The organism is Variovorax sp. Soil_C_26, from assembly GCF_057657075.1.
In genome coordinates this window covers 69,020-92,523 of the sequence record NZ_JBDGJC010000006.1, presented here as the reverse complement: position 1 = coordinate 92,523, position 23,504 = coordinate 69,020, and the positions used below count along the sequence as shown (strand labels likewise).

Annotated in this window: 24 protein-coding genes; 16 read left to right on the top strand and 8 right to left on the bottom strand. The window is 67.3% G+C overall.

Features of this window, described 5'->3' with window-relative positions:
- Nucleotides 1–36: 36 nt before the first annotated feature.
- Together AC3A6G_RS18205 and AC3A6G_RS18200 are read left to right on the top strand one after the other, a co-directional pair.
- Nucleotides 37–2,412 (top strand): penicillin-binding protein 1A, encoded by a 2,376-nt coding sequence (locus tag AC3A6G_RS18205; protein ID WP_487860737.1) that lies wholly within the window; start codon nt 37–39, stop codon nt 2,410–2,412.
- A gap of 104 nt (nt 2,413–2,516) precedes the next feature.
- Nucleotides 2,517–3,122 (top strand): hypothetical protein, encoded by a 606-nt coding sequence (locus AC3A6G_RS18200; RefSeq protein ID WP_487874250.1) that lies wholly within the window; start codon nt 2,517–2,519, stop codon nt 3,120–3,122.
- A gap of 12 nt (nt 3,123–3,134) precedes the next feature.
- Here the strand turns inward: AC3A6G_RS18200 and creC are convergent, their stop codons facing one another.
- A complete protein-coding gene (gene creC, locus AC3A6G_RS18195) occupies nt 3,135–4,574 on the bottom strand; it encodes a two-component system sensor histidine kinase CreC (RefSeq protein ID WP_487864471.1) in 1,440 nt (479 codons plus the stop codon).
- A gap of 124 nt (nt 4,575–4,698) precedes the next feature.
- Nucleotides 4,699–5,481, bottom strand: coding sequence for a two-component system response regulator CreB (gene creB, locus AC3A6G_RS18190; RefSeq protein ID WP_487874249.1), 783 nt, complete (start codon nt 5,479–5,481; stop codon nt 4,699–4,701).
- A gap of 569 nt (nt 5,482–6,050) precedes the next feature.
- Between creB and AC3A6G_RS18185 the strand changes: the two genes are divergently transcribed.
- Nucleotides 6,051–6,980, top strand: coding sequence for a YcjF family protein (locus AC3A6G_RS18185; protein WP_487860733.1), 930 nt, complete (start codon nt 6,051–6,053; stop codon nt 6,978–6,980).
- A 95-nt stretch (nt 6,981–7,075) separates the two neighbouring features.
- Here AC3A6G_RS18185 and cueR read toward each other — a convergent pair whose 3' ends face one another.
- Together cueR and AC3A6G_RS18175 are read right to left on the bottom strand one after the other, a co-directional pair.
- Entirely contained in the window at nt 7,076–7,474 is a 399-nt protein-coding gene (gene cueR, locus AC3A6G_RS18180) for a Cu(I)-responsive transcriptional regulator (protein WP_487860732.1), read from the bottom strand.
- Nucleotides 7,475–7,476: 2 nt separating this feature from the next.
- Entirely contained in the window at nt 7,477–7,671 is a 195-nt protein-coding gene (locus AC3A6G_RS18175) for a heavy-metal-associated domain-containing protein (protein ID WP_487874248.1), read from the bottom strand.
- A gap of 144 nt (nt 7,672–7,815) precedes the next feature.
- Between AC3A6G_RS18175 and AC3A6G_RS18170 the strand changes: the two genes are divergently transcribed.
- Nucleotides 7,816–10,101, top strand: coding sequence for a heavy metal translocating P-type ATPase (locus AC3A6G_RS18170; protein WP_487874247.1), 2,286 nt, complete (start codon nt 7,816–7,818; stop codon nt 10,099–10,101).
- On the opposite strand, the gene AC3A6G_RS18165 is transcribed toward AC3A6G_RS18170, so the two are convergent.
- From AC3A6G_RS18165 to gstA, 3 genes are all read right to left on the bottom strand, one after another.
- Nucleotides 10,074–10,556: an N-acetyltransferase family protein gene (locus tag AC3A6G_RS18165; RefSeq protein ID WP_487874246.1), complete on the bottom strand. Its 483-nt coding sequence runs from the start codon at nt 10,554–10,556 to the stop codon at nt 10,074–10,076. The genes AC3A6G_RS18170 and AC3A6G_RS18165 overlap by 28 nt on opposite strands.
- A 25-nt stretch (nt 10,557–10,581) precedes the next feature.
- Nucleotides 10,582–11,685, bottom strand: coding sequence for an alkene reductase (locus tag AC3A6G_RS18160; protein ID WP_487874245.1), 1,104 nt, complete (start codon nt 11,683–11,685; stop codon nt 10,582–10,584).
- Nucleotides 11,686–11,853: 168 nt separating this feature from the next.
- Complete coding sequence (gene gstA, locus AC3A6G_RS18155; RefSeq protein ID WP_487860727.1) at nt 11,854–12,462, bottom strand: glutathione transferase GstA; 609 nt, start codon at nt 12,460–12,462, stop codon at nt 11,854–11,856.
- A gap of 206 nt (nt 12,463–12,668) precedes the next feature.
- On the opposite strand from gstA, the gene AC3A6G_RS18150 reads away from it, so the two are divergent.
- The 8 genes from AC3A6G_RS18150 (at nt 12,669) to AC3A6G_RS18115 (ending at nt 19,940) form a co-directional block, all read left to right on the top strand.
- Nucleotides 12,669–12,854 (top strand): DUF1328 family protein, encoded by a 186-nt coding sequence (locus AC3A6G_RS18150; protein WP_280814496.1) that lies wholly within the window; start codon nt 12,669–12,671, stop codon nt 12,852–12,854.
- Nucleotides 12,855–13,172: 318 nt separating this feature from the next.
- Entirely contained in the window at nt 13,173–15,128 is a 1,956-nt protein-coding gene (mnmG, locus tag AC3A6G_RS18145; protein WP_487864465.1) for a tRNA uridine-5-carboxymethylaminomethyl(34) synthesis enzyme MnmG, read from the top strand.
- Nucleotides 15,125–15,766 carry a 16S rRNA (guanine(527)-N(7))-methyltransferase RsmG gene (rsmG, locus tag AC3A6G_RS18140; RefSeq protein ID WP_487860726.1) on the top strand — a complete coding sequence of 214 codons (642 nt, stop codon included), beginning with the start codon at nt 15,125–15,127 and terminating at the stop codon, nt 15,764–15,766. Before mnmG ends, rsmG begins: the two co-directional genes overlap by 4 nt.
- Nucleotides 15,767–15,879: 113 nt before the next feature.
- Nucleotides 15,880–16,494: a LysE family transporter gene (locus tag AC3A6G_RS18135; RefSeq protein WP_487860725.1), complete on the top strand. Its 615-nt coding sequence runs from the start codon at nt 15,880–15,882 to the stop codon at nt 16,492–16,494.
- A 4-nt stretch (nt 16,495–16,498) separates the two neighbouring features.
- Nucleotides 16,499–17,413, top strand: coding sequence for a ParA family protein (locus AC3A6G_RS18130; RefSeq protein WP_487860724.1), 915 nt, complete (start codon nt 16,499–16,501; stop codon nt 17,411–17,413).
- 8 nt (nt 17,414–17,421) lie between these two features.
- The gene (locus AC3A6G_RS18125; RefSeq protein WP_487860723.1) at nt 17,422–17,988 is read left to right on the top strand and encodes an RBBP9/YdeN family alpha/beta hydrolase; all 567 of its coding nucleotides are present in this window, start codon (nt 17,422–17,424) and stop codon (nt 17,986–17,988) included.
- Entirely contained in the window at nt 17,988–18,938 is a 951-nt protein-coding gene (locus AC3A6G_RS18120) for a ParB/RepB/Spo0J family partition protein (RefSeq protein ID WP_487860722.1), read from the top strand. Before AC3A6G_RS18125 ends, AC3A6G_RS18120 begins: the two co-directional genes overlap by 1 nt.
- A 111-nt stretch (nt 18,939–19,049) precedes the next feature.
- Nucleotides 19,050–19,940, top strand: coding sequence for a CsgG/HfaB family protein (locus AC3A6G_RS18115; RefSeq protein ID WP_487864463.1), 891 nt, complete (start codon nt 19,050–19,052; stop codon nt 19,938–19,940).
- A gap of 18 nt (nt 19,941–19,958) precedes the next feature.
- On the opposite strand, the gene AC3A6G_RS18110 is transcribed toward AC3A6G_RS18115, so the two are convergent.
- Nucleotides 19,959–21,383 carry an FAD-binding oxidoreductase gene (locus AC3A6G_RS18110; protein ID WP_487860720.1) on the bottom strand — a complete coding sequence of 475 codons (1,425 nt, stop codon included), beginning with the start codon at nt 21,381–21,383 and terminating at the stop codon, nt 19,959–19,961.
- A gap of 86 nt (nt 21,384–21,469) precedes the next feature.
- Here AC3A6G_RS18110 and AC3A6G_RS18105 point away from each other — a divergent pair, with 86 nt between their 5' ends.
- From AC3A6G_RS18105 to AC3A6G_RS18090, 4 genes are read left to right on the top strand one after another with little or no spacing between them, the layout of a single operon-like run.
- Nucleotides 21,470–21,967, top strand: a complete 498-nt coding sequence (locus tag AC3A6G_RS18105; RefSeq protein ID WP_487874244.1) for a DinB family protein — start codon at nt 21,470–21,472, stop codon at nt 21,965–21,967.
- Between the two features lie 35 nt (nt 21,968–22,002).
- Nucleotides 22,003–22,599, top strand: coding sequence for a cob(I)yrinic acid a,c-diamide adenosyltransferase (locus AC3A6G_RS18100; RefSeq protein WP_487874243.1), 597 nt, complete (start codon nt 22,003–22,005; stop codon nt 22,597–22,599).
- Nucleotides 22,596–22,979 (top strand): hypothetical protein, encoded by a 384-nt coding sequence (locus tag AC3A6G_RS18095; protein ID WP_487874242.1) that lies wholly within the window; start codon nt 22,596–22,598, stop codon nt 22,977–22,979. The genes AC3A6G_RS18100 and AC3A6G_RS18095 overlap by 4 nt, the downstream gene beginning before the upstream one ends.
- A complete protein-coding gene (locus tag AC3A6G_RS18090) occupies nt 22,979–23,497 on the top strand; it encodes a class IV adenylate cyclase (protein WP_487874395.1) in 519 nt (172 codons plus the stop codon). Before AC3A6G_RS18095 ends, AC3A6G_RS18090 begins: the two co-directional genes overlap by 1 nt.
- The last annotated feature ends 7 nt before the right edge of the window (nt 23,498–23,504 follow it).

Sequence of the window (23,504 nt, the reverse complement as noted above, 5' to 3'; positions counted from 1 at the left end):
TGCAACTGACTGTTTTTTCTCACTTCTGATTTCCCCATGGACGATTCCTCTTCTTCCACCGCCGACGCGGCCCGCTCGCAGCGGCTGCGGCGCATCGCGCGGTGGAGCGCCATCACGGCCGGCGGTGCAGCAATGGTGCTGCTCGTGGCCGCCGTCGTGACCGTTGCGGTCATCTACCCGCGGCTGCCCGACATTTCCGAACTCGCCGACTACCGGCCCAAGCTGCCGCTGCGCGTGTACACCGCCGAAGGCACGCTGATCGGCGAATTCGGCGAAGAGCGCCGCACGCTCACGCCGTTCGCAAGCATTCCCAAGGTCATGAAGGACGCCGTGCTCGCCGTGGAGGACGCGCGCTTCTACGAGCATGGCGGCGTCGACTACATCGGCTTCATGCGCGCCGCGGTCGCGAGCCTCAAGGGCGGACGCCAGCAGGGCGCCTCGACCATCACGATGCAGGTGGCGCGCAACGTCTACCTGAGTTCGGAACGCACGCTGACGCGCAAAACCTACGAAATCCTGCTTGCACTGCGGCTCGAACAGCAACTCACCAAGGACCAGATCCTCGAGATCTACCTGAACCAGATCTACCTCGGCAATCGGGCCTATGGCTTCGCGGCCGCCGCCGAGGCCTATTTCGGCAAGCCGCTGCAGAACGTCACCACCGCCGAGGCGGCGATGCTCGCTGGCCTGCCGAAGGCACCGGGCGCCAACAACCCGGTGGTCAATCCGCGCCGCGCGCGTGCGCGCCAGCTCTACGTGATCGACCGCATGCAGGAGACCGGCTTCATCACCGCCGAGCAGGCGGCCGCTGCCAAGAGCGAAGAGCTGCAACTGCGCGACGCGGCCGACCCGAACCGGCTGCATGCCGAACACGTGGCCGAGACGGTGCGCCAGACGATGTACGCGCAGTACGGCGACAGCATCTATACCAGTGGCATGAAGGTCTACACCTCGCTCGTGGCGGCCGACCAGGCTGCGGCCTACAAGGCGCTGCGCAAGGGCATCATGGACTACGAGCGGCGCCAGCCCTACCGCGGACCCGAACGCTTCGTCGACCTGCCCGACGATCCGCAGCAGCTTGACGAAGCCGTCGACGACGCGCTGGCCGAGCACCCCGACAACGGCGACGTGATGGCTGCCGTGGTGCTGAAGGCCGGCAGCAGGGAGATCGAGGCGGTGCGCGCCAACGGCGAGGCGGTGCAGATCACCGGCGAAGGATTGCGGCCCGCGCAGTCGGGGCTCGCGGCCAAGGCGCCGCCGCACATCAAGATCCGCCGCGGCGCGGTGATCCGCGTCGCGAAGACGCCGAAGAACACCTGGGAAATCACCCAGCTGCCCGAAGTGGAAGGCGCCTTCATCTCGATGGATCCGCGCACCGGCGCGATCAAGTCGCTGGTCGGTGGCTTCGACTTCGGCAAGAACAAGTTCAACCACGTCACGCAGGCCTGGCGCCAGCCGGGATCGAGCTTCAAGCCCTTCATCTATTCGGCCGCGCTCGAGAAGGGTTTCACGCCCGCCACCATCGTGAACGACGCGCCGCTGTACTTCGAGGCCGGTCCCAACGGCCAGCAGGCTTGGGAGCCGAAGAACTACGATGGCGGTTTCGAAGGCCCGATGCCGCTGCGCACCGCGCTCATGAAGTCGAAGAACCTCGTCACCGTCCGCATCCTGCAGTCGATCGGCGCACCTTACGCGCAGGAGTGGATCACGCGCTTCGGCTTCGACCGCGACAAGCACCCCGCCTACCTGCCGATGGCGCTCGGCGCCGGCTCGGTCACGCCGATGCAGATGGCCACGGCCTACTCGGTGTTCGCCAATGGCGGCTACAAGGTCAACCCGTACCTCGTGACGCGCATCACCGACCTGCGCGACAAGGTGCTGGTCGAGACCGAACCGCCCGTGCTCGACGAAAGCCGCCGCGCAATCCCCGAGCGCAACGCCTTCATCATGGATTCGCTGCTGCAGAGCGTGGTGCGCGGCGGCACCGCGGCACGCGCGCACCAGGCTCTCAAGCGCGACGACCTGTTCGGCAAGACCGGCACGACCAACGATTCGTTCGACACCTGGTTCGCGGGCTTCCAGCCGACCAACGTGGGCATCGCCTGGATCGGCTACGACACGCCGCGCCAACTCGGCGTGCGCGGCGAGACCGGCGGCAGCCTGAGCCTGCCGATCTGGATCGGCTACATGCAGTCGGCGCTCAAGGGCGTGCCCGTGAGCCGCATTCCCGAACCCGCAGGCGTGGCCAACATCGACGGCGAATGGTATTTCGACGAGTTCACGCCGGGTCACAACATCGCGAGCCTGGGCATCGAACCCGTTGAGGCGCCCATGCCGCCGCAAGAGCTCATGCCGCTCGGTCCGCCGCCACCACCGGAGGAGCGCAACCGCATCCTCGAGTTCTTCCGGTAACCGGCAGGGGAGGGTGGCGGGAGAAAGCACGTTGCCGGGTCTCTACACTTGGCGCCGTCCGCTTCTCCCGCTGCTGCCTCTTTTTTCTCCTTCTGCCTGCATCCATGGAAATACTCATCCTGGTGGCATTGATCGCCATCGGCGGCCACTTGCTCAAGTCCCGTGAACAGCGCCAGCGCATCGTGCTGCTCGCCAGCCATCTCGGCAATTTCCAGATCGAGCGACTCATGGAAACGCTCACCGACGGCTACCTGCGCTGCCTCGGCGAAGACGATCCCGCGCGGCGCGAGCAGATCTGGCGCATGCTCGACGCGACCGAGCAGAAGCTCTCGGGCGAATTCGACCGCTTCGCCGCTGCCTTCGCGCGGATCGAGCCGGCCGATGCACGCGTGAGCAAGCTGCCGCTCGCCATTCCGTTCGCCCACACGCTGTTCCCGGCCGCGACCTTCGACATGCGCGAAGCACTCGTCATCCACGCCCGCGGCATCGCCGAGACGATGCGCAACGAGGCGGGCCGCACGCCCAAGGCCAAGGCCTTCACCATGTCGGCCGAACTGTTCCTGATGCAACACACCTGCCACTGGTTCTGCAAGTCGAAGGCGGTGGCCTCGGCGCGCATGCTGGCGCGGCACAAGACCTCTTACGAACAATTGCTCGGTGCCGTGAGCCCCTCAACGCGGGCGGCCTACGGTGCACTGACCGGCCAGTAAGAAAAGCTCGCCTCAGTGCGCTGACATGAGCGGCAGCGTGAGCGTAGCCACCGCGCCGCCGCGCGCGGCATTGCCGAGCTCGATGCGACCACCGTGCAGCGCGGCGATCTCCTTCACGAAGGCCAGCCCGAGGCCGGTGCTCTTTTTGCGGCTGTGCGGCCGCGCGAGCGAATAGAACTTCTGGAAGACCTTCTCTTTCGCGTAGTCGGGAATGCCCGGCCCGCGGTCGCGCACGGTCACGCGCGCGAGTTTCGAGGTGGTCTCGAGCGTGAGCAGCACCTCGCTGTCGGTGGGCGAAAAGTCGATCGCGTTGTCCAGCAGGTTGCTGATCGCGCGGCGCAGCAGGAACGGATCGCCTTCGGCGGTGGCCTCGGCGCGGATGTCGACGCGCACGCGAATGTTGCGCCTGGCCGCCGCAGGCTGGGCGCTGCTGGCGATGTCATCGATCAGCAAGGCCAGCGCCACCGGCTCGGTACGGTCGAGCCCGCGCCGCGCTTCAAGCGCGGTGAGTTCCATCATGCGGTCGACGATCTCCTGGATGCGCTGCGTCTCGCGCGCGATGTTCCGCAGGAACCGCTCGCGCTCCGCGTGCGGCATCGAAGGCTCCTGCAGCAGCTCGGCCGCGCCGCGGATCGCCGACAGCGGGCTCTTCACTTCGTGCGTGAAGTTCTGCACATAGTCCGCCACGTAGTTGCGGCCCGTCAGGGTGTCGCGCATCTCGCTGAAGCCGGTGCGCACCGCATCCACCGCGCGGCGCGCCATGCGCCCGATGCTCAGACTGCGCTGCGCGCGCACCCAGGCCCAATAGTCGGAGATCAGCCCGAAAGGCCGCACCAGCCAGACCGAGACGATCACCGCCAGCACCAGCAGCGCCAGGCCCGAGCCCACGCCGACCCACAGCGTGCGGGCGCGTGCGTCGTCGACGAACTGGCCGAAGCTCTGCACCGGCTTGCCGACGCTGACCATGCCGACGATCTCGTTGTTCCAGCGGATCGGCGCGCCCACGTACATCACCGAGGTGCGCGGATCGGCCTCGACGTCGCGCGTCGTGCGCGCGCCGTAGATGCCGCCGAGCGTGCGCCGCACGTCGCTCCAGTTGGAATAGTCCTCGCCCAGGTGTCGGCCGAGCGAATCGAACATCACGCGCCCGCTGCGGTCGGTGACGTAGACACGCAGCTCGACGCGGTTCTTGTGCAGGTTGTAGATCTGCGCCGAGAACTCGCGCGCATAGACGCTGCGAAACAGCGGCTCGAGGCGCGCGGTGTTGATGGCGCCGGCGATCACGTCTTGCTCGACCAGGCTCGCGAGCAGCTGTGAGATCTCGACCAGCGATTCCTCGGCCGATTCGCGGTAGCGCGGATCGATGTCGGCGACCACGCGGTACAGCAGGAACGCGATGCCCGCCGTGTAGATCAGCAAGATCCCGATGAAGATCCGCGTTCGACGAGACATCAGGCTCTCCCCCAGTCTTCGCGCACTGCGTGTCGCTTCGCCCACCCCCTCACCGGGGGCAACACCAGCGGCCCGGCAAAGCCGGTTCCGCGGTGTTCCGCGAAAAAACATGCCGAAGCCGATGTCATACGGCTGATGGGAGTTCCTCGTTCAGCGCATAACCGGTGCCGCGCAGCGTGCGGATCGGCTCCACCTCGGGCGCGATCGCCTTGAGCTTGGCGCGCAGCGTCTTCACGTGCGCATCGACGGTGCGGTCGAAGCTCTCGCTCGCATCGTCCCAGACCAGCTGCAGCAGTTCGTCGCGCGTGAAGACCCGGCCCGGACGCTGCACGAGCAAGCGCAGCAGACCGTATTCGTAGCGCGAGAGTTCGAGCAGGCGCCCGTAATAGCGTATCTGCATGCGTTCGATGTCGAGCAAGAACGGCATTGCAGGGGTCTGCGAAGGCGCTGAAGGCGCCGCGGGCGCGTTTTGATGGGGGAGCCCGCCGGCCGGTGCTGCTACCCCTCCAGCGCTCGTTCTTGCGCTGCGCCGAAGAATGGTGCGCACCCGGGCCACCAGTTCACGCGGCGAGAAGGGCTTGGCAATGTAGTCGTCGGCGCCGAGTTCGAGCCCCACCACGCGGTCGATCTCGTCGCTTCTCGCGGTCAGGAACAGCATAGGCACTTCGGCACCGCCCTGCGACTGGTTCAGCGCACGCAGCCGCTTGAAGAGTTCGAAACCGTTGAGATCGGGCAGGCCGACGTCGAGGATCGCGAGCGCTGGCGGCTCTTTGGCGAACTGCGCGATGGTCTCTTCAGCCGTAGCGCACCACACGGGCGTGAAGCCGTCGCTCTGGAGCACGTACTGCAGCGTGTCGGCAATGCCCGATTCGTCCTCGGCGATCAGGATCCGCGGTTTGAAACTCATCCCCGGATGTTAGCGAGGCAACGCAGCGCGGGAGCGGCCGCGTTGTGCGCGTGGCGCCGCGAACACGGCGGGGCCCTTCGCGGCTTTTTTCTTGCGCGAGGCGCTGGCGCTGTATCTCTTTCTTAATTCTCTTATTCAAATTAGTAGTAGTAGGTAAGGGAGGCCCTCTCCTGTGGACAGGCCTCTTTTCCCGTTGTGTGACAGGCACTTGTCACACCCGCGTCACTGTGCGCAGCTGCGCTTCCGTGGTGTCGCGCCAAAAGGAACAACATTGCGGCGCGGCCCGCCCCTGTGGATAACCACCTGCTTGTGCCGAAAATCTCCCCAGGGTTGTCCTTTGACAGCGCGGCGCAAATCTGCCAAAGACAACTTTGGTGCAAAGAAACCGGTTGCTGTTTAATTGAGCAGACTGTTGATTCGCCTTGAAAATCAAACACTTACCTTCGTCTTACAAAGTAGTGCGTTGTTTATCCACAGAGTTGCCCAAGCTTTGTCGGGAGAACCGGCGGTGGAACCTTAGGGGACTTTGCCGAACGAACCTTGTCCTTCAACCTGCGGAAATACCGAACGTGACCACCTCCGAAACCAGGGCCATCGTGACCCTCAGCCTGCTGGCCGCTTTCGTCGACGGCGAGAAACACGAGCGCGAACGCGCCGAGATCAAGCGCATCGCCGAAGGCCTGTCGCAGGCCGACGGCGTGAACCTGCCGACGCTCTACCAGGACGTGCTGATGAAGCGCGTGTCGCTGGCCGGGGCGGCCGGCGATCTCCAGAGCAGCGAGTCGAAGCAGCTGGCCTACGAGATGGCCGTCTGCGTGTGCGACGCGGACGGCACGCAGTCGGAGGCGGAGCGCATGTTCCTCGCCGACCTGCGCACCTCGCTCGGGCTCGATGCCTCTGCCGTCCAGTTCTCGAGGCAGGCCGAAGAGATCGCGGCCGTGCCGGTAGCCACCGGCGCCGCGGCGGCCGCAACCAGCACGGTGGATGGCGCCGAGCTCGACAAATCCATCCTCAATGCAGCCATCCTCAACGGCGCACTCGAACTGCTGCCCGAGACGCTGTCGACCATGGCGATCATTCCGCTGCAGATGAAGCTGGTCTACCGCATCGGCAAGGCACACGGCTATGACCTCGACAGCGGCCACATCAAGGATTTCATCGCGACGGTGGGCGTGGGCCTGACCTCGCAGTACCTCGAACAGGCCGGGCGCAAGCTGCTCGGCGGCCTGCTCGGCAAGATGGGCGGTGGACTGCTGCGTGGCATCGGCAACCAGGCCGTGAGTTCGGGGATGAGCTTCGCGTCCACCTATGCGCTGGGCCATGTGGCCAAGCGCTATTACGCGGGCGGCCGCACGCTGTCGACGCAGATGCTCAAGGACACGTTTGCGGGCGTGGTGCAGGAAGGCAAGAGCCTGCAGACCCAGTACCTGCCCGCGATCCAGGAAAAGGCGCGCACCCTCGACACCGCGAAGGTGATGGCGCTGGTCAGGGGGGCCTGAACGTCACTACACCGCTCACTGGTGCACCCTTGGCGCTGCGCGCCTTCCCGCCAGGCGGGAGCGAGCTTGCTTGGGGCGGCCCGGCGCTGCGCTCCTCAGTGTGCGAGGTCGTCGAGGATCGGGCACTCGGGCCGCGCATCGCCGTGGCAGCAGTGCACCAGATGGGCGAGCGTGTTGCGCATCGCCTGCATGTCGGCAATGCGCTGTTCGAGTTCGCCGAGGTGCTTCTGCGCGATGCGCTTGACGCTCGCGCTGGCGCGGCGCCGGTTGTGCCACAGCCCCACCAGTTCCGCGATTTCCTCCATCGAGAAACCGAGGTCGCGCGAACGCTTGATGAAGCGCAGCGTGTGGATGTCGGTGTCGCCGTACTGGCGGTAGCCGCTTTCGGTGCGCGCCACGGCGGGCAGGAGGCCGAGGCCTTCGTAGTGCCGCACCATGCGCGCAGAAACGCCCGAGCGCTGTGCGGCTTCGCCAATGGAGACGCTCGCCCCCATGTTCATTTCACCGCGTAGCCGGCGTTTTCGATGGCCGCCACGAGGTCCGAGCGCGGTTGTTGGCTGAGCACGTCGACATGGCCGGTTTCGAGATCGACCGTGACTTGTGCCTCGGGGTCGACCGTCTGCACCGCGTTCTGCACCGCGCTCACGCAATGACCGCAGCTCATGCCCGAGACCTGGAATTTCTGACTCATCGTTTTGGCTCCTCTGAATGATTGAAGATGGACCGAATCGAAGAAGCCTCAGTTTGAACCCTCTCACGATGTCAATGTCCAGCGAAGGGGCACTGCACGCCGACTGCTTGACCTTGCCATGATGTGAGGCTTTAGCCTTGGCGCATGGAAACTCTGCAAAACGATTCCCGCTTGGCCATGCGGACCAGCCAGCTTTCCGTCGGCGGCATGACCTGCGCCTCCTGCGTCATGCGCGTCGAGCGCGCGCTCAAGAGCGTGCCGGGCGTACAGGAAGTCAGCGTGAACCTCGCGACCGAATCGGCCCGCATCGTGGCGGCGGGCACCGAAGACCTCGAGGCACGCCTGCGCCGCGCGATCCGCACTGCCGGCTACGAGCCGCGCAGCGCCGACGAGGTCGATGCCGCGGCGGCCGAGCCGTCGCGCTGGCAGGGCTTCGGGCCGGTCGCGATCGGCCTGCTGCTCTCGATCCCGCTGATGGCACCGATGCTCGGCCAGCCCTGGGGCCACGACTGGATGCTGCCGCCGTGGCTGCAATTGCTGCTGGCCGCGCCGGTGCAGTTCTGGCTCGGTGCGCGCTTCTACCGCGCGGGCTGGCATGCCGCGCGCGCAGGCACCGGCAACATGGATCTGCTGGTGGCGCTCGGCACCAGCGCGGCCTTCGGCTTGTCGCTCTGGCTCTGGTGGCGCGCCGCCACGGGGGCGCACGCAGGGCACGGCGCGATGCCGCACCTGTATTTCGAGGCTTCGGCCATGGTGATCACGCTGGTCCTGCTCGGCAAATGGCTCGAGGCGCGCGCCAAGCGCCAGGCGACCTCGGCGATCCGTGCCTTGCAGCAATTGCGCCCGGAGGTGGCGCATCTCGTCGGCCCGCGCGGCGAGAGCGACGTGCCCGTGGCCGAACTCATGGCGGGCGACCGGCTCGCCGTGCGGCCCGGCGAGCGTGTGCCGGCGGATGCGCGCGTGGTCGAAGGCCATTCCGAGGTCGACGAGTCGATGCTCACCGGCGAGCCGCTGCCGGTGCCGAAGGGGCCGGGCCAGGCGCTCACGGGCGGTTCGGTCAACGGCGATGGGCGCCTGGTGGTGGAGGTCAGCGCGGTGGGCGCCGAAAGCGTGCTCGCGCGCATCATCCGGCTGGTCGAGGATGCGCAGGCCGCGAAGGCGCCGATCCAGCGCCTGGTGGACAAGGTCGCGGCCGTGTTCGTGCCGGTGGTGCTCGTGATTGCGCTCGCCACCCTGGGGAGCTGGCTGTGGATGGGCGCTGGCATCGAGGCGGCGCTGGTCCATGCGGTGGCAGTGCTGGTGATCGCCTGCCCGTGTGCCCTCGGCCTTGCCACGCCGGTGGCGGTGATGGCCGGCACCGGCGTGGCGGCGCGGCGCGGCATCCTCGTGAAGGATGCGCGCGCGCTCGAAGTCGCCCACCGTGTCGACACCATCGCCTTCGACAAGACCGGCACGCTGACCGTTGGGCGGCCTGTGCTCACGGCGCTGCTGCCGGCGGGAGCGGGCAGCCAGCGCACCGAGGCCGCATTGCTGGCCACGGCCGCCAGTCTGCAGGGCGGCAGCGAGCATCCACTGGCGCGTGCGGTGCTCGCTGCCGCGGCCGAGCGCGGTGTGCAGGCGCCGCCGCTCGGCGCGATGCAGGCGATGCCGGGACGCGGCGTGCGCGGTGAGGTCGGTGGCGCGGGCAGCGATGAGCAATGGGCCATCGCGAGCCTGCGCTGGTGCGCGGAACTCGGGGCGGAGCCCGATGCCGCGCAGATCGAAGGCCTGCATGCGCAAGGTGCGACCGTGTCGGCATTGCTGCGCTTCGACGCGGCCGGCGCGGCCCAGGTAGAGGCGCTGCTCGCCTTTGCCGACGAGCCCAAGCCGGAGGCCGCCGAAGCCGTTCGCACGCTGCGCGCGCGCGGCCTGCGCGTGGTGATGATCTCGGGCGACAACCGGCGCGCGGCCGAAGCCATGGCCGCGCGGCTCGGTATCGAGGCGGCCGATGTGCGGGCCGAAGTGCTGCCCGGCGACAAGGCCGCGCAGGTCGCTGCGCTGAAGCGCGACGGCCATGTGGTCGCGATGGTCGGCGACGGCGCCAACGATGCCCCCGCACTGGCTGCGGCCGACGTGGGCATGGCGATGGCACCCTCGGGCGGCGGCACCGACGTGGCGATGGAAGCCGCGGGCATCACGCTGATGCGCGGCGACCTGGTGCTCGTGGGCGAAGCGCTCGAACTCTCGGCGCGCACCGTCGCGAAGATCCGGCAGAACCTGTTCTGGGCCTTTGCCTACAACGTGGCCGGCATTCCGTTGGCCGCAATCGGCTGGCTCAGCCCGGTGGTGGCCGGCGCTGCGATGGCGCTCTCGAGCGTGAGCGTGATGGCCAACGCGCTGCTGCTGCGGCGCTGGAAGCCGCGTCAATCGATCAGCAGTGCGAGCAGGTGATCGTCGACGTAGTCGGTTTCGCCCGCGCGCTTGTAGAACTTGCGCAGCACGCCTTCGCGCTCGAAGCCGAGCTTCTCGTAGAAACGCAAGGCCCCCGTGTTGTCGGCCTCGGCATAGAGCTCGATGCGCTTCACTCCCTCTGCCTCGAGTTGCTTGATAGCATCGCGCACCATGGCCTGTGCAATGCCTCGGCCGTGTAGCGCCGGGTCGACCGCGAGCGTGCCGAAGCAGGCCACGTGGCTGGCGCGTCCCGGGTAGCGCGTGGCGCGGTAGAAGCCCGCGATGCGACCGTCCGCTTCGTACACGTAGAAGCAGCCGCAGCCGACCAACTCGTCGAAGATCGGGCGGAACGGGTCGAGCGGCATCGGGTCGTAGCCCAGGAAGGGCACGACGCGCTCGTGCATGTAGATGTCGAAGACCGCTTCGAGGTCCTGGGGTACGGCAAGCCTGCGCATGGGGTGTGCGTGCGGAGCCGCCGCGTCAGTCGAGCGTCGGATAGTCGATGTAGCCCTTGGCGCCGCCACCGTACATCGTGGCCTTGTCGACGGCATTGAGCGCTGCGTTCTCGCGCAGGCGGCGCACGAGGTCGGGGTTGGCGATGAAGGGCTTGCCGAAGGCGACGAGGTCGTCGCCTTCCTTCACGGCCTGTTCCGCGAGCGGCTTGTCGTAGCCGTTGTTGACCATCCAGGCGGCCTTGCCGCCGGCCGCGCGGTAGGCGGCCTTGAGCGCCTCGTAGTCGAACGGGCGGTCCTCGATCTCGCGCGGGCCGCCGGTGGCACCTTCGATGACGTGGATGTAGGCCAGGCCGAGTGGCGCGAGCTGCTGCACCACGTAGGTGAAGAGCGGCTGCGGATCGGCATCGTGCGCGTCGTTGGCCGGCGTCACGGGCGACAGCCGGATGCCGGTGCGGCCGCCACCGACCGCGTCGACCACCGCGCGCGTGGCTTCGAGCAGCAGGCGGGCACGGTTCTCGATGCTGCCGCCGTAGTCGTCGGTGCGCTTGTTGCTGCCGTCCTTCAGGAACTGGTCGAGCAGGTAGCCGTTGGCGCCGTGCAGTTCCACGCCGTCGAAGCCAGCGGTTTCGACAGCGTTGCGCGCGGCCGCGGCATAGGCGTGAACGATGCCGGGAATTTCTTCGGCATCAAGCGCACGCGGCTCGGAGGTTTCGACGAATGTCGGCACGCCGTCCTTGATCAGCACCGTCTTCGTCTTGGCGGTGATGGCCGACGGCGCGACCGGCTTGCCGCCATCGGGCTGCAGTTCGGTGTGCGAGACGCGGCCAACATGCCAGAGCTGCACCACGATCTTGCCGCCCTTGGCGTGCACGGCCTCGGTCACGCGCTTCCATCCGTCGAGCTGCTCGGTGCCGTAGAGACCGGGCACGTCCGCGTAGCCCTGGCCCTGGTGGCTGATCGCCGTGGCCTCGGTGATGAGCAGGCCGGCCGAGGCGCGCTGCGCGTAGTAGGTCGCGGCCATCTCTGTCGGGATCGCATTGGGCGACCGGTTGCGCGTGAGCGGCGCCATCACGATGCGGTTGGCGAGCTGCAGGTCGCCGGCTTGCACGGGGTCGAAGAGGGTGGGCATGGGATATCAACCGGAAGAGTGGGAACAGGCGCGAGGCTAAACCTGCAACCCGAATCCGTGCTTTCGCACGGTTGTCCGAATGCTGCTAGGTGGGGCGGTGCGCGCCGGTGCCGCCTGGCGCCCCTGACCCGGGATCGAGAGCGCGCGCATGCTTCCGGGCGCTTCGGCTTACTTCAGCAGGCCTTCTGCCTTCATCGCTTCCTGCACCGCCGGGCGCGCACCGACGCGTGCGTGCCAGGCCTGGAGGTTCGCGAAGTCCGAGATGTCGACGCTGGTCGGTTTGGTCCAGTTGGTGACGGTGAACAGGTAGGCATCGGCCACGCTGAAGTGCTCGCCCATGAGGTATTGGCGGTCTGCGAGTTGTCCGTCGAGCCATTGGTAGCGCGACTTGAGCTTGTCCTTGAAGATCGTCTTGGCTTCCTCGGGCATCGCGGCGTTGAACAGCGGGCTGAAGCCCTTGTGCATCTCGGTGCCGATGAAGGTCAGCCATTCCTGCAGTCGGTAGCGCTGCAGGGTGCCGGCGGCCGGCGCGAGGTTCTTGGTTGGCGCGAGGTCGGCGATGTACTGGACGATCGCCGGACCTTCGCGCAGGCGCGTGCCGTCGTCGAGTTCGAGCATCGGCACATAGCCCAGCGGATTGATCCCGTAGTAGTCGGTGCCATCCTGCAGCTTGTGGCTCTTGGTGCTCGCGAGCACCGGTTCGAAGGCAATGCCCGCCTCCTTCAGCGCGATGTGGGGTGAGAGCGAACAGGCGCCGGGCGAGTAGTACAGCTTCATGCGAGGAATCTCCAGCTTGGAATGATGAATGTGAAAGAACCGATGACCGCGCGATGCTAGCGGGTTTGCGTCATGCGCGTCCCGGGCGCGCCTGTGGCGCGTTTTTGTCCTACGGGCTCACGCGCAGGCCGACTATCGGTCGTGCGCACATGCGTTCTTTAAGCTTCGCCGCATGGCGGGCACAGCGCCTGCCCAAGGAGAAACAGATGTTGAAGTACGCCATCATTTTTGCCGTCATCTCGCTCGTCGCGGCCCTGTTGGGCTTCGGCGGCATCGCGGCGGGTGCGGCCGGTATCGCGAAGCTGCTGTTTGGCCTGTTCCTCGCACTGGCCCTGCTGTTCGTGGTGCTCGCGGTGCTGGGGGTCGGTGCGGTCAAGAAGGCCATCGATTGACGCACCGGCTGGTACCGCATTGGCCACGCATGCTGTCGCTCGGCCAGTTATTGCAGAGCCCCGCCCACCGTGTGGTGCGGGTTCTGCTCGTGACCCAGGCGGATTGGGAATTGCCACTGCACCGTCGCGCCGCCTGACCAGGTCAATGCTATAAATTTGATAGCATCACCGCATTGATAGCAAAGGCGTCGGCGCCTTTTCGGTCCAAGCACTTCGGCCGCCCCCCAATTGCCCGTACACCGCGCGCAGACCGGCACCCCCGATTAAAATCGATGCCCCCTTTGCGCAGCGCACGCGTCAGTGGTGCGCCCCCCTTTCATGCTGTACCCCGAAGAATTCGATGTGATCGTCGTTGGCGGTGGCCACGCCGGCACCGAGGCCGCGCTTGCGTCCGCCCGCATGGGCGCCAAGACCCTGCTGCTTTCCCACAACATAGAGACCTTGGGGCAGATGAGCTGCAACCCCTCGATCGGCGGAATCGGCAAGGGCCATCTGGTCAAGGAGGTCGACGCACTCGGCGGGGCCATGGCCATCGCCACCGACGAGGCCGGCATCCAGTTCCGGATCCTCAATTCGAGCAAAGGTCCCGCCGTACGCGCCACGCGGGCGCAGGCTGACCGCGTTCTCTACAAGGCGGCGATCCGCCACCGGCTCGAGAACCAGCCCAACCTGAGCCTGTTCCAGCAGGCCGTCGACGACCTCATGGTCGAGGGCGATCGCGTTGTCGGTGCCGTCACCCAGGTTGGCATCGCCTTTCGCGCACGCGCTGTGGTGCTGACCGCGGGCACCTTTCTCGATGGCCGCATCCATGTGGGGCTCGACAACTACCAGGCCGGGCGCGCAGGCGATCCGCCGGCGGTCAGTCTGTCGGCGCGGCTCAAGGAACTCAAGCTGCCGCAGGGCCGGCTCAAGACCGGCACGCCACCGCGCCTCGACGGCCGGACCATCGATTTCTCGAAGTGCACCGAACAACCCGGCGACGGCATGCCGGGCGGGGCAGGGCCGATGCCCGTGTTCAGCTTCATGGGCCGAACCGACATGCATCCGCAGCAGATGGCGTGCTGGATCACCCACACCAACGCGCGCACGCACGAGATCATTCGCTCGGGGTTCGACCGCAGCCCGATGTTCACCGGCAAGATCGACGGTGTCGGCCCGCGCTACTGCCCGAGCGTGGAAGACAAGATCAACCGATTTGCGGACAAGGAAAGCCACCAGATCTTTCTCGAGCCCGAAGGGCTGACCACGAACGAGTACTACCCCAACGGCATCTCGACGAGCCTGCCGTTCGACATCCAATACCAGCTCGTGCGTTCGATGCCCGGGCTGGAGAACGCCCACATCCTGCGTCCCGGCTATGCCATCGAATACGACTACTTCGATCCGCGTGAACTCAAGAGCAGCTTTGAGACGCGGTCGATCCAGGGCTTGTTCTTTGCGGGCCAGATCAACGGCACTACCGGTTACGAGGAAGCCGCTGCACAGGGTCTGTTTGCCGGCGTCAATGCCGCATTGCAGTGCCGAGGCGAATTGCCCTGGCTGCCGCGCCGCGACGAGGCCTACCTCGGCGTGCTGGTTGACGACCTGATCACCAAGGGTGTGACCGAGCCGTACCGCATGTTCACGAGCCGCGCCGAGTTCCGACTGCAGCTGCGCGAGGACAACGCCGACATGCGGCTCACTGAGACCGGCCGCAAGCTGGGCCTTGTCGATGACGCGCGGTGGGACGCTTTCAGCCGCAAACGGGATGCTGTTTCACGTGAAACACAGCGGCTCAAGTCGATTTGGGTGAATCCGCGCAACCTGCCCGCGGCCGAGTCGGAGCGTGTGCTCGGCAAGGCGATTGAGCGCGAATACAACCTGGCCGACCTGCTGCGCCGGCCCGATGTGAGCTACGAGACCTTGATGTCGCTCGACGGCGGCAAGTACGGCGCGGAAATGGCGCTAGGCGACAGCGAAATCGAGCAGATCGAGATCTCGGCCAAGTATTCAGGCTACATCGAGCGGCAGCACGACGAGGTCGAACGTGCGGCGCACTTCGAGAACCTGCGCCTGCCGGCCGACTTCGATTACGGTCAGGTCCAGGCATTGAGTTTTGAAGTGCGCGACAAGCTCGCCAAGCACCGGCCCGAGACCCTGGGCCAGGCGTCCCGCATCTCGGGCGTGACGCCCGCGGCAATTTCCCTGCTGATGATTCATCTGCGAAAAGGAGGGCACAAGGCGTTCAGCCGCGATGCCGCCGCCGATGCTGCAGTGGAAACACCCGCCGGATGAGCGCGCCGATCGACACGCTGCGTGATGGCGCAGCCGCCCTGGGCACGAGCCTGTCGCAAGCCCAGGCCGAGCAACTGCTGGCATACGGCAGCCTCATGCTCAAGTGGAACAAGGTCTACAACCTGACGGCGCTGCGCGACCCGTCAAGCGTGCTGACCCATCATCTGCTCGACAGCATCGCGGCGGTGGCGCCGCTGCAACGCGAGTGGGCAGGGCAGGGCAGGCTACTCGACGTGGGTTCGGGCGGTGGGCTCCCGGGCGTGGTGATCGCAATCCTGCGGCCCGACCTTGAAGTCACCTGCCTCGATGCGGTGGCCAAGAAGGCGGCCTTCGTACAACAGGTTGCGGCCGAGCTCGAGATCCGGAATCTGCGCGGGCTGCATGCGCGCGTCGAATCGTTGTCGGGCAGTTATGAACTCATCAGCAGCCGCGCGTTTGCCTCGCTGCCGGATTTCTTCAGTGGCTCGATGCACCTGCTCACACCGGAAGGCCTCTGGCTCGCGATGAAGGGCAAGGTGCCCGCCGAAGAGCTGGCCACCTTGCCGCCGAAGGTCGCTGTGTTTCACGTGGAACAACTGACGGTGCCGGGTCTCGAGGGCGAGCGCTGCATCGTCTGGGCGCGCAAGCAGGCGGATTGAACTGCGAAAAGGCGGACCGGCTGTCGCAAAAGCCGGGCACAGACGGGTTTCGCCGCGGCGCACTGCCTTAGACTCGACGCCTCCCCTGGTTCTCTTTCTTCGAGGCAATTCCCATGTTCGGCATCGCTGACTACGGCGCATTCGTCGCCGCCATCGTCCTCTTTCTGTTGATTCCCGGCCCGGGCAACCTCGCGCTGATCACCTCGACCAGCAAGGGCGGAATCAAGGGCGGGCTGGCCGCCACCATGGGCGTGATCCTCGGCGACCAGTGCCTGATGTGGGCTGCGGTGGCTGGCGTGTCGGCCGTACTGGCCACCTACCCGGCGGCGTTCACAGCGGTGCAATGGCTTGGCGCGGCCTACCTTGCATGGCTGGGTGCCCGGATGCTGTTGGCCAAGCCCGGCTCCGCGCCGATCCTCCACATCCGCCCGAGCCATTTCCTGCGCCAGGCGTTCGCGATCACGCTGCTGAATCCCAAGGCCATCGTGTTCTACATGGCCTTCTTCCCGCTGTTCGTGGACCCTGCGCGCCACCAGGGCGTGGTCACTTTCGGCGCCATGGCGCTCACGATCGCCGTGCTGACCTTCCTGTACGGCCTGACCTCGACGCTGCTCACCCACTTCCTGGCCGAGCGCATCCGTGCCAATCCGCGCATCTCCGGCGCGCTCGAGAAGCTCGCGGGGATCTTCCTGATCGCCTTCGGCATCAAGCTCGCCATTTCCCGCTGATCCGATGGCCAAGATTTTTTGCATTGCCAACCAGAAGGGCGGCGTCGGCAAGACCACCACCACGGTCAACCTCGCGGCCGGGCTCGCCAAGGTAGGGCAACGGGTGCTGATGATCGACCTCGATCCCCAGGGCAACGCCACCATGGGCTCGGGCATCGACAAGCGCCAGCTCGAGCTCACGGTGTACGACGTGCTGCTCGAGTCGGCGTCGGTCGCCGAGGCGCGCGTCAAGGCCGACAAGCTGGTGGAAGGCGGCTGCGGCTACGACGTGCTGGGCGCCAACCGCGAACTGGCCGGTGCCGAGGTCGAGATGGTGGCGCTCGACCGGCGTGAGAAGCGGCTGCGCACGGCGCTGGCAGCCGTGGGCGCTGAATACGACTTCGTGCTGATCGACTGTCCGCCTAGCCTCAGCCTGCTCACGCTCAACGGCCTGTGCGCGGCGCACGGCGTGATCGTGCCGATGCAGTGCGAGTACTTCGCGCTCGAAGGGCTGACCGATCTCGTCAACACCATCAAGCAGGTGCACGCCAACCTCAACAAGAACCTGCAGATCATCGGGCTCCTGCGCGTGATGTTCGATCCGCGCATCACGCTGCAGCAGCAGGTGAGCGAGCAGCTCAAGGCGCATTTCGGCGACAAGGTGTTCGACACCGTGATCCCGCGCAACGTGCGCCTGGCCGAGGCGCCGAGCTACGGCCTGCCGGGCGTGGTGTTCGACCCCGCGGCGCGCGGGAGCCAGGCTTTTGTCGCCTTCGCCAGCGAGCTGGTGCAGAAGATGCCGCCCGCGAGCGCCTTTGCCTCGATCGCTCCCGCACCGCCGGCTGCCGCCACATCCCCGGCATCGGCGCCGCTCTCCTTGCCCGAGGATGTGCTCGCACCCGCGGCTGCGTCCGATGCCGCCAGCGAGAAGAGCGCGTGAGCTCCGGCATGGACTTGAACGACGAAGCTGCCGCGGGGCCCCGCGTCCTGCTGCTGCCCGGCTGGCAGAACAGCGGGCCGGGCCATTGGCAGACGCGCTGGGAATCGCTTCATGGCGACCGCCGCGTCGAGCAGCACGAGTGGATGCGGCCGCTGCGCGGCGACTGGTCGGCGCGGCTCGAGGAAGAAGTGCTGGCCGCCCCTGGCGCGGTGGTCTTTGCCGCGCACAGCCTGGGCTGCATCCTCGTGGCCGCCTGGGCCGCTCATTCGCGCAACACGCACAAGGTGCGCGGTGCGCTGCTGGTGGCACCGGGCGACGTCGAGCGCGACGACCTGCGCCAGCTGATTCCGGGCTGGGCGCCGATCATGCGCCAGCCGCTGCCGTTCAAGGCCGTGCTGATCGCAGCCGATGACGATCCGTATAGCGATGTCTCGCGCTCGCGCCAGATGGCGGCCGACTGGGGCGCACGCTTCGTCGATGCCGGCCACGGCGGTCACCTGAATGCTGAATCCGGCCTGGGCGACTGGCCCGAGGGCCGGCAACTCCTGAACGACCTCTCGAAAGACACGCACTGATGGCGACCAAGAAACCCAAGGGACTCGGACGCGGCCTCGAAGCACTGCTCGGCCCGACGGCTGCGCCTTCGTCCGCCGACACCAACGGCGCGGGCGAGGGCGGCGCCGCACAGGCCCCGCACACGCTGATGCTCGACCAGATGGTCGCCGGCGTCTACCAGCCGCGCACCCGCATGGACGAAGGCGCGCTCTACGAACTGGCGGAAAGCATCAAGGCCCAGGGCATCATGCAGCCCATCCTGGTGCGCCGCCTCGATGCGGATTCGGCCGCGGCCAAGAACGCCGAATACGAGATCATCGCGGGCGAGCGCCGCTTCCGCGCGGCCAAGCTCGCGGGCCTCGACCGCGTGCCGGTGCTGGTGCGCGACGTGCCCAACGAGGCCGCGGCGGCCATGTCGCTGATCGAGAACATCCAGCGCGAAGACCTCAACCCGCTGGAGGAAGCGCAAGGCCTGCAACGCTTAGTTGCAGAGTTTGGACTCACTCACGAGCAGGCGGCGCAAGCCGTGGGGCGCTCGCGCAGCGCGGCCAGCAACCTGCTGCGTCTGCTGAACCTCGCCGAGCCCGCACAGCAGATGCTCATGGCCGGCGACATCGACATGGGGCATGCGCGCGCGCTGCTCTCGCTCGACCGCGGCACGCAGATCACCGCCGCCAACCAGATTGCGGCCAAGAAGATGTCGGTCCGCGAGGCCGAGGCACTGGTGAAGAAGCTGGCCGCCGAATTCACGCTCACGCCATCGCGCCGCAGCAACGACGCCGAGAAGTCGCGCGACCTGCAGCGGGTCGAAGAAGAACTGGCCGACCTGCTGACCGCCGAGGTCGAAGTGCGCATCAAGAAGCGCAGCAAGCGCGGCGGCAAGATCGAGGAGAGCGGCGAGCTGGCGATCCATTTCGGCTCCCTCGACGCGCTGAACGGACTCATCGAGCGCATCCGCCGAACGACATAGGCGTTTGGCGCCAGGCCGCCGGCCTTTCGCCGGATTGCCCGGGGACCTTTCTCGCCCGTATTCTTGACCGCTTACAGCTGTATCCGGCTCACGGAGAGAGAGGAACCCATCATGAAGTTCACCAGGTTCACCGGCATGGCCGTGGCCGCGCTGGTTCTGAGCGGTTGCGTGACCACCGACATGCAGATGGGCAGCCAGTCGGCCAAGACCATGGCCACCGGCAGCGCGGCGGGCACGGCCACTTCGGGCGAGAGCGGACAGCTCGAGCGCTGCGAATCGCCGCTCGGCACCGTCTCGCTGATCGAGAACGTCAATGCGGGCTGGTACACGGTGGTGACGGGGCAGTACAAGCTGCCGCCCACGGCCAACCTGCTGCGCCTGCTGGTGCAGCAGTCGAACTGCTTCGTGGTGGTGGAGCGCGGCGCTGCGGGCATGGGCGCCATGACGCGTGAGCGCGCGCTCATGCAGTCGGGCGAGATGCGCGGCGGCAGCAACTTCGGCCGCGGGCAGATGGTCGCTTCCGATTACGGGCTCTCGCCTGAAATCGTGTTCAACAACAGCGATGCCGGCGGCATTGGCGGAGCGCTCGGAGGCTTGGTCGGCGGTGGCCGCGGCCGCGCGCTGGCCACCGTCGGCGGCAGCCTGCAGACCAAGGAAGCCTCGGCGCTCTTGACGCTGATCGACAACCGCTCGGGCGTGCAGGTGGCCGCCTCGGAAGGCAGCGCGTCCAAGACCGACTTCGGCGGCTTCGGTGGCCTTGCGGGCTACCGCGGCGCGGGCGGCCTCGGCGGCTACACCAACACCGCGCAGGGCAAGGTGATCGCGGCGGCCTTCATGGACGCCTTCAACCAGATGGTCCGGTCGCTGCGCAACTACAAGGCGCAAACCGTGCGCGGCCAGGGACTTGGTGGCGGTGGCCGGCTCGGCGTGGACGGTGGCGCTGCGCCGTCGCAGACCTATGTGCCGGCCGAGCAGCCGGCGCCGGCGCGACGCCGCAGGTAAGCGCGCAGGCCCCGGGGATCAGAGGCTGAAGATCTTCCCGGGGTTCATGATGTTCTTCGGATCGAGGGCACGCTTGATCGTGCGCATCATGTCGATCGCGCCCACGCCGGCTTCGGTCACGAGGAAGTCCATCTTGTGCAGCCCCACGCCGTGCTCGCCGGTGCAGGTGCCTTCGAGCGCGAGCGCGCGGCTGACCAGCGAATGGTTCAGCGCCTCGGCCTTCACGCGTTCCTCGGGAATGTTCGGGTCGAGCAGGTAGCCGAAGTGGAAGTTGCCGTCGCCCACATGGCCGACGAGGAAGTAGGGGATGCCGCTCGCATCGGCTTCGGCCACCGAGTCGAGCAGGCAGTCGGCCAGGCGCGAGATCGGCACGCAGGTGTCGGTGGAGATCACGCGGCAGCCGGGGCGCGACTGCACGGCCGCGAAATAGCTGTTGTGCCGCGCTGTCCAGAGGCGGGTGCGCTCCTCGGGGGTGCTGGCCCATTCGAAGGCATTGCCGCCGTGGCCGCTCGCGAGTTCTTGCACCGTCTCGGCCTGTTCCTTCACGCCCGCGGGCGAGCCGTGGAACTCCATCAGCAGCATCGGTTCCTCGCGCAGGCCCAGCTTGGCGTAGGCATTGACCATGCGCACCGTGTTCACGTCGATCAGCTCCACGCGCGCGATCGGCACGCCGAGCTGGATGGTCTCGATGGTGGTGCGCACCGCGGCCTCGATGCTCGGGAACGAGCAGATCGCGGCCGACACCGCCTCGGGCAGCGGATAGATGCGCAGCGTGACCTCGGTCACCACGCCCAACGTGCCTTCGCTGCCCACCATCAGGCGCGTCAGGTCGTAGCCGGCCGACGATTTCTTGGCGCGCGTGCCGGTGCGGATCACCTCGCCGCTGGCCGTGACCACTTCGAGCGCGAGCACGTTCTCGCGCATGGTGCCGTAGCGCACCGCGTTCGTGCCGCTCGCGCGCGTGGCCGTCATGCCGCCGATCGAGGCGTCGGCGCCCGGGTCGATGGGAAAGAACAGGCCCGTGCTCTTGATCTCTTCGTTGAGCTGCTTGCGCGTGACGCCTGGCTGCACGGTCACCGTGAGGTCGTCGGCATTGATCGACAGCACGCGGTTCATGCGCGAGACGTCGATGCTGATGCCGCCCTGGACAGCGAGCAGGTGCCCTTCGAGCGAAGAGCCCACGCCGAACGGAATGACCGGCACGCTGTGCTCTCCCGCGAGCTTGACCGCGTCGGCCACGTCCCGCGTGCTCTCCGCGAACACCACGGCCGAAGGTGGCGGTGCATCGAACGAGGACTCGTCGCGCCCGTGCTGCGTGCGCACCGCCATGGCGGTGGAGCAGTTGGCGCCGAAGCGCGTCTTCAGCGCCTCGATCATGCGCTCGGGCACGTCGCGCAGATGAAGCGCCGGCAGCAGGTGCGAGGGGGTGGTCGGGGCGTTCATCGCGGTCTCCTGGATCTGGAAAGGGGCCTGGGGGCAGGACCGGCCATTTTACGGAGCACGCACCATAATGCGCTTCGGAACGCGCCATGAACCCCACGACACTCGCAGCGCTCGCTGCTTTCCCTTCGCAGCTCGAAGCCCACTTTGCGGTCATCCCGGAGGGCTTCCGGCACTGGGCGCCGGCGTCGTGGGACGGCGTTCCGAGCGAAGCCTTCACGGCGATCGAGCAGCTCTGCCACGTGCGCGACATCGAGCTCGAGGGCTACCACGTGCGCTTTCGCCGCACGCTCGACGAAGCACATCCGCTGCTGGCATCGATCGACAGCGAGCCGCTCGCGATCGCGCGCGCCTACGCAAGCGCCGATGCGCAGGCCGTGCTGGCCGAGTTCCGCGTTGCCCGAGCGCGCACGATGGCGATCGTCTCGGGCCTGAGCGACGCACAGCTCGCGCGCACCGCGGTGTTTGAAGGCTACGGGCCGCTCACGCTGCGCAGCCTCGTGCACTACCTGTGCAGCCACGACCAGCAGCATCTTGCGGGACTGCAGTGGCTGGCCGGCAAGATCGATGCCGCGACCCTCGCGTAGACCCCACATCCATCCAACGAACGACAGGAACACCCATGGGCAACCGACTCTCGCAGATCGCCACCCGAACCGGTGACGACGGCACCACCGGCCTCGGCGACAACACGCGCGTGCCCAAGGACCATCTGCGCGTGCATGCGATGGGCGACGTGGACGAGCTCAACTCGCAGATCGGCGTGCTGCTCTGCGAGCTCATGCCAGAGCCTGTGCGCGAGCTGCTCGTCGACGTGCAGCACCAGCTCTTCAATCTCGGCGGCGAGCTCTCGATGCCGGGCTTCACGCTGCTCAAGCCCGATGCATTGCTGCAGCTCGACAACGCGCTCGCCGAGCACAACGCCGTGCTGCCGCGGCTGGCCGAATTCATCTTGCCCGCGGGCACGCGTGCGGCGTCGCTCGCGCATGTGTGCCGCACGGTGGCGCGCAGGGCGGAGCGCGCCGTGGTGGCGCTCGGCGCCGTGGAACAGCTCAACGACGCGCCGCGCCAGTACCTCAACCGGCTCAGCGACCTGCTCTTCGTGCTGGCGCGCGTGCTCAACCGCATGAACGGCGGCGACGACGTGTACTGGAAGAGCGAGCGCATGGCGCGCGCCGGCGCCGCCGAGCCGGCCGACGAACAAGGAGGTTCCTCATGACGACGACCAAGACCCCATCGACGATCCGCAGCCAGGCCTGCGCGCTGGCGACCGCGGGCGCCGCGTTGTTGCTTCTGCTGCCCGCAATGGTTGCGCAGGCACAGAGCGCCGACAACCCGCCCCGTGCGCAGCGCGCACAGACGCTCAAGCCGCCGCCGCAGGGCAGCAAGGTGGTCAAAGGCGTGCAGCGCGGCACCAACGCCGCCGGCCGCGGCATCGACCGCGCCGAGAACGCCACGCGGCGCGGCGTCAACAACGTCTCGGAAAAAGCCAGCCGGCCGGTGCGCCGCGTGGGCGAGGCCTTCGGCCGCAAGCTCGCGCCGGGTTCGAGCGGCCATGCCGCACCGCCGCCGGTCGGCCCGCAGGGCACGGCCCCTTGATGGCGAGGAACATCGAGGTCAAGGCACGCATCGACAGCATCGAGCGCGTGACGCTGCTGGCCGCGCGGCTGGCCAACGAGGGCCCGGTCGAGATCGCGCAGGACGACACCTTCTTCTTTTGCCACGACAGCGGCGACCGGCTCAAGCTGCGCACCTTCGCGTCCGATCGCGCGGAGCTGATCTTCTACCGCCGCGCGAACGGCAGCGGCCCGAAGGCGTCGTTCTACCTGATCTCGCCCACCAGCACGCCCGATGCGCTGCGCGAATCGCTCACGCTCGCTTGGGGCCAAGCCGGCCGCGTACGCAAGCAGCGCCGGCTGTTCATCGTGGGCCGCACACGCGTGCACCTCGACCGTGTCGAAGGCCTCGGCGAGTTCCTCGAACTGGAAGTGGTGCTCGAGGACGGCGAGCCCGACGAAGCCGGCATCACGGAGGCGCACGCGCTCATGGCGCAGCTGGGCATCGATGCCGGCCAGCTCGTCGAAGGGGCCTACGTCGACCTGCTGCAGGCGGGCTGAAGCCGCG

Excerpts from the sequence above, each read along its gene's own strand:
- creC (WP_487864471.1), bottom strand. The coding sequence starts at position 4,574 with ATGTCTCGTCGAACGCGGATCTTCATCGGGATCTTGCTGATCTACACG.
- rsmG (WP_487860726.1), top strand. The coding sequence starts at position 15,125 with ATGAGCGCGCCGATCGACACGCTGCGTGATGGCGCAGCCGCCCTGGGC.
- AC3A6G_RS18105 (WP_487874244.1), top strand. The coding sequence starts at position 21,470 with ATGAACCCCACGACACTCGCAGCGCTCGCTGCTTTCCCTTCGCAGCTC.
- AC3A6G_RS18115 (WP_487864463.1), top strand. The coding sequence starts at position 19,050 with ATGAAGTTCACCAGGTTCACCGGCATGGCCGTGGCCGCGCTGGTTCTG.
- AC3A6G_RS18125 (WP_487860723.1), top strand. The coding sequence starts at position 17,422 with ATGGACTTGAACGACGAAGCTGCCGCGGGGCCCCGCGTCCTGCTGCTG.
- mnmG (WP_487864465.1), top strand. The coding sequence starts at position 13,173 with ATGCTGTACCCCGAAGAATTCGATGTGATCGTCGTTGGCGGTGGCCAC.
- AC3A6G_RS18095 (WP_487874242.1), top strand. The coding sequence starts at position 22,596 with ATGACGACGACCAAGACCCCATCGACGATCCGCAGCCAGGCCTGCGCG.
- creB (WP_487874249.1), bottom strand. The coding sequence starts at position 5,481 with ATGAGTTTCAAACCGCGGATCCTGATCGCCGAGGACGAATCGGGCATT.
- AC3A6G_RS18165 (WP_487874246.1), bottom strand. The coding sequence starts at position 10,556 with ATGCGCAGGCTTGCCGTACCCCAGGACCTCGAAGCGGTCTTCGACATC.
- AC3A6G_RS18135 (WP_487860725.1), top strand. The coding sequence starts at position 15,880 with ATGTTCGGCATCGCTGACTACGGCGCATTCGTCGCCGCCATCGTCCTC.
- AC3A6G_RS18120 (WP_487860722.1), top strand. The coding sequence starts at position 17,988 with ATGGCGACCAAGAAACCCAAGGGACTCGGACGCGGCCTCGAAGCACTG.
- AC3A6G_RS18170 (WP_487874247.1), top strand. The coding sequence starts at position 7,816 with ATGGAAACTCTGCAAAACGATTCCCGCTTGGCCATGCGGACCAGCCAG.
- AC3A6G_RS18175 (WP_487874248.1), bottom strand. The coding sequence starts at position 7,671 with ATGAGTCAGAAATTCCAGGTCTCGGGCATGAGCTGCGGTCATTGCGTG.
- gstA (WP_487860727.1), bottom strand. The coding sequence starts at position 12,462 with ATGAAGCTGTACTACTCGCCCGGCGCCTGTTCGCTCTCACCCCACATC.
- AC3A6G_RS18110 (WP_487860720.1), bottom strand. The coding sequence starts at position 21,383 with ATGAACGCCCCGACCACCCCCTCGCACCTGCTGCCGGCGCTTCATCTG.
- AC3A6G_RS18090 (WP_487874395.1), top strand. The coding sequence starts at position 22,979 with ATGGCGAGGAACATCGAGGTCAAGGCACGCATCGACAGCATCGAGCGC.
- AC3A6G_RS18150 (WP_280814496.1), top strand. The coding sequence starts at position 12,669 with ATGTTGAAGTACGCCATCATTTTTGCCGTCATCTCGCTCGTCGCGGCC.
- AC3A6G_RS18205 (WP_487860737.1), top strand. The coding sequence starts at position 37 with ATGGACGATTCCTCTTCTTCCACCGCCGACGCGGCCCGCTCGCAGCGG.
- cueR (WP_487860732.1), bottom strand. The coding sequence starts at position 7,474 with ATGGGGGCGAGCGTCTCCATTGGCGAAGCCGCACAGCGCTCGGGCGTT.
- AC3A6G_RS18100 (WP_487874243.1), top strand. The coding sequence starts at position 22,003 with ATGGGCAACCGACTCTCGCAGATCGCCACCCGAACCGGTGACGACGGC.
- AC3A6G_RS18160 (WP_487874245.1), bottom strand. The coding sequence starts at position 11,685 with ATGCCCACCCTCTTCGACCCCGTGCAAGCCGGCGACCTGCAGCTCGCC.
- AC3A6G_RS18130 (WP_487860724.1), top strand. The coding sequence starts at position 16,499 with ATGGCCAAGATTTTTTGCATTGCCAACCAGAAGGGCGGCGTCGGCAAG.
- AC3A6G_RS18200 (WP_487874250.1), top strand. The coding sequence starts at position 2,517 with ATGGAAATACTCATCCTGGTGGCATTGATCGCCATCGGCGGCCACTTG.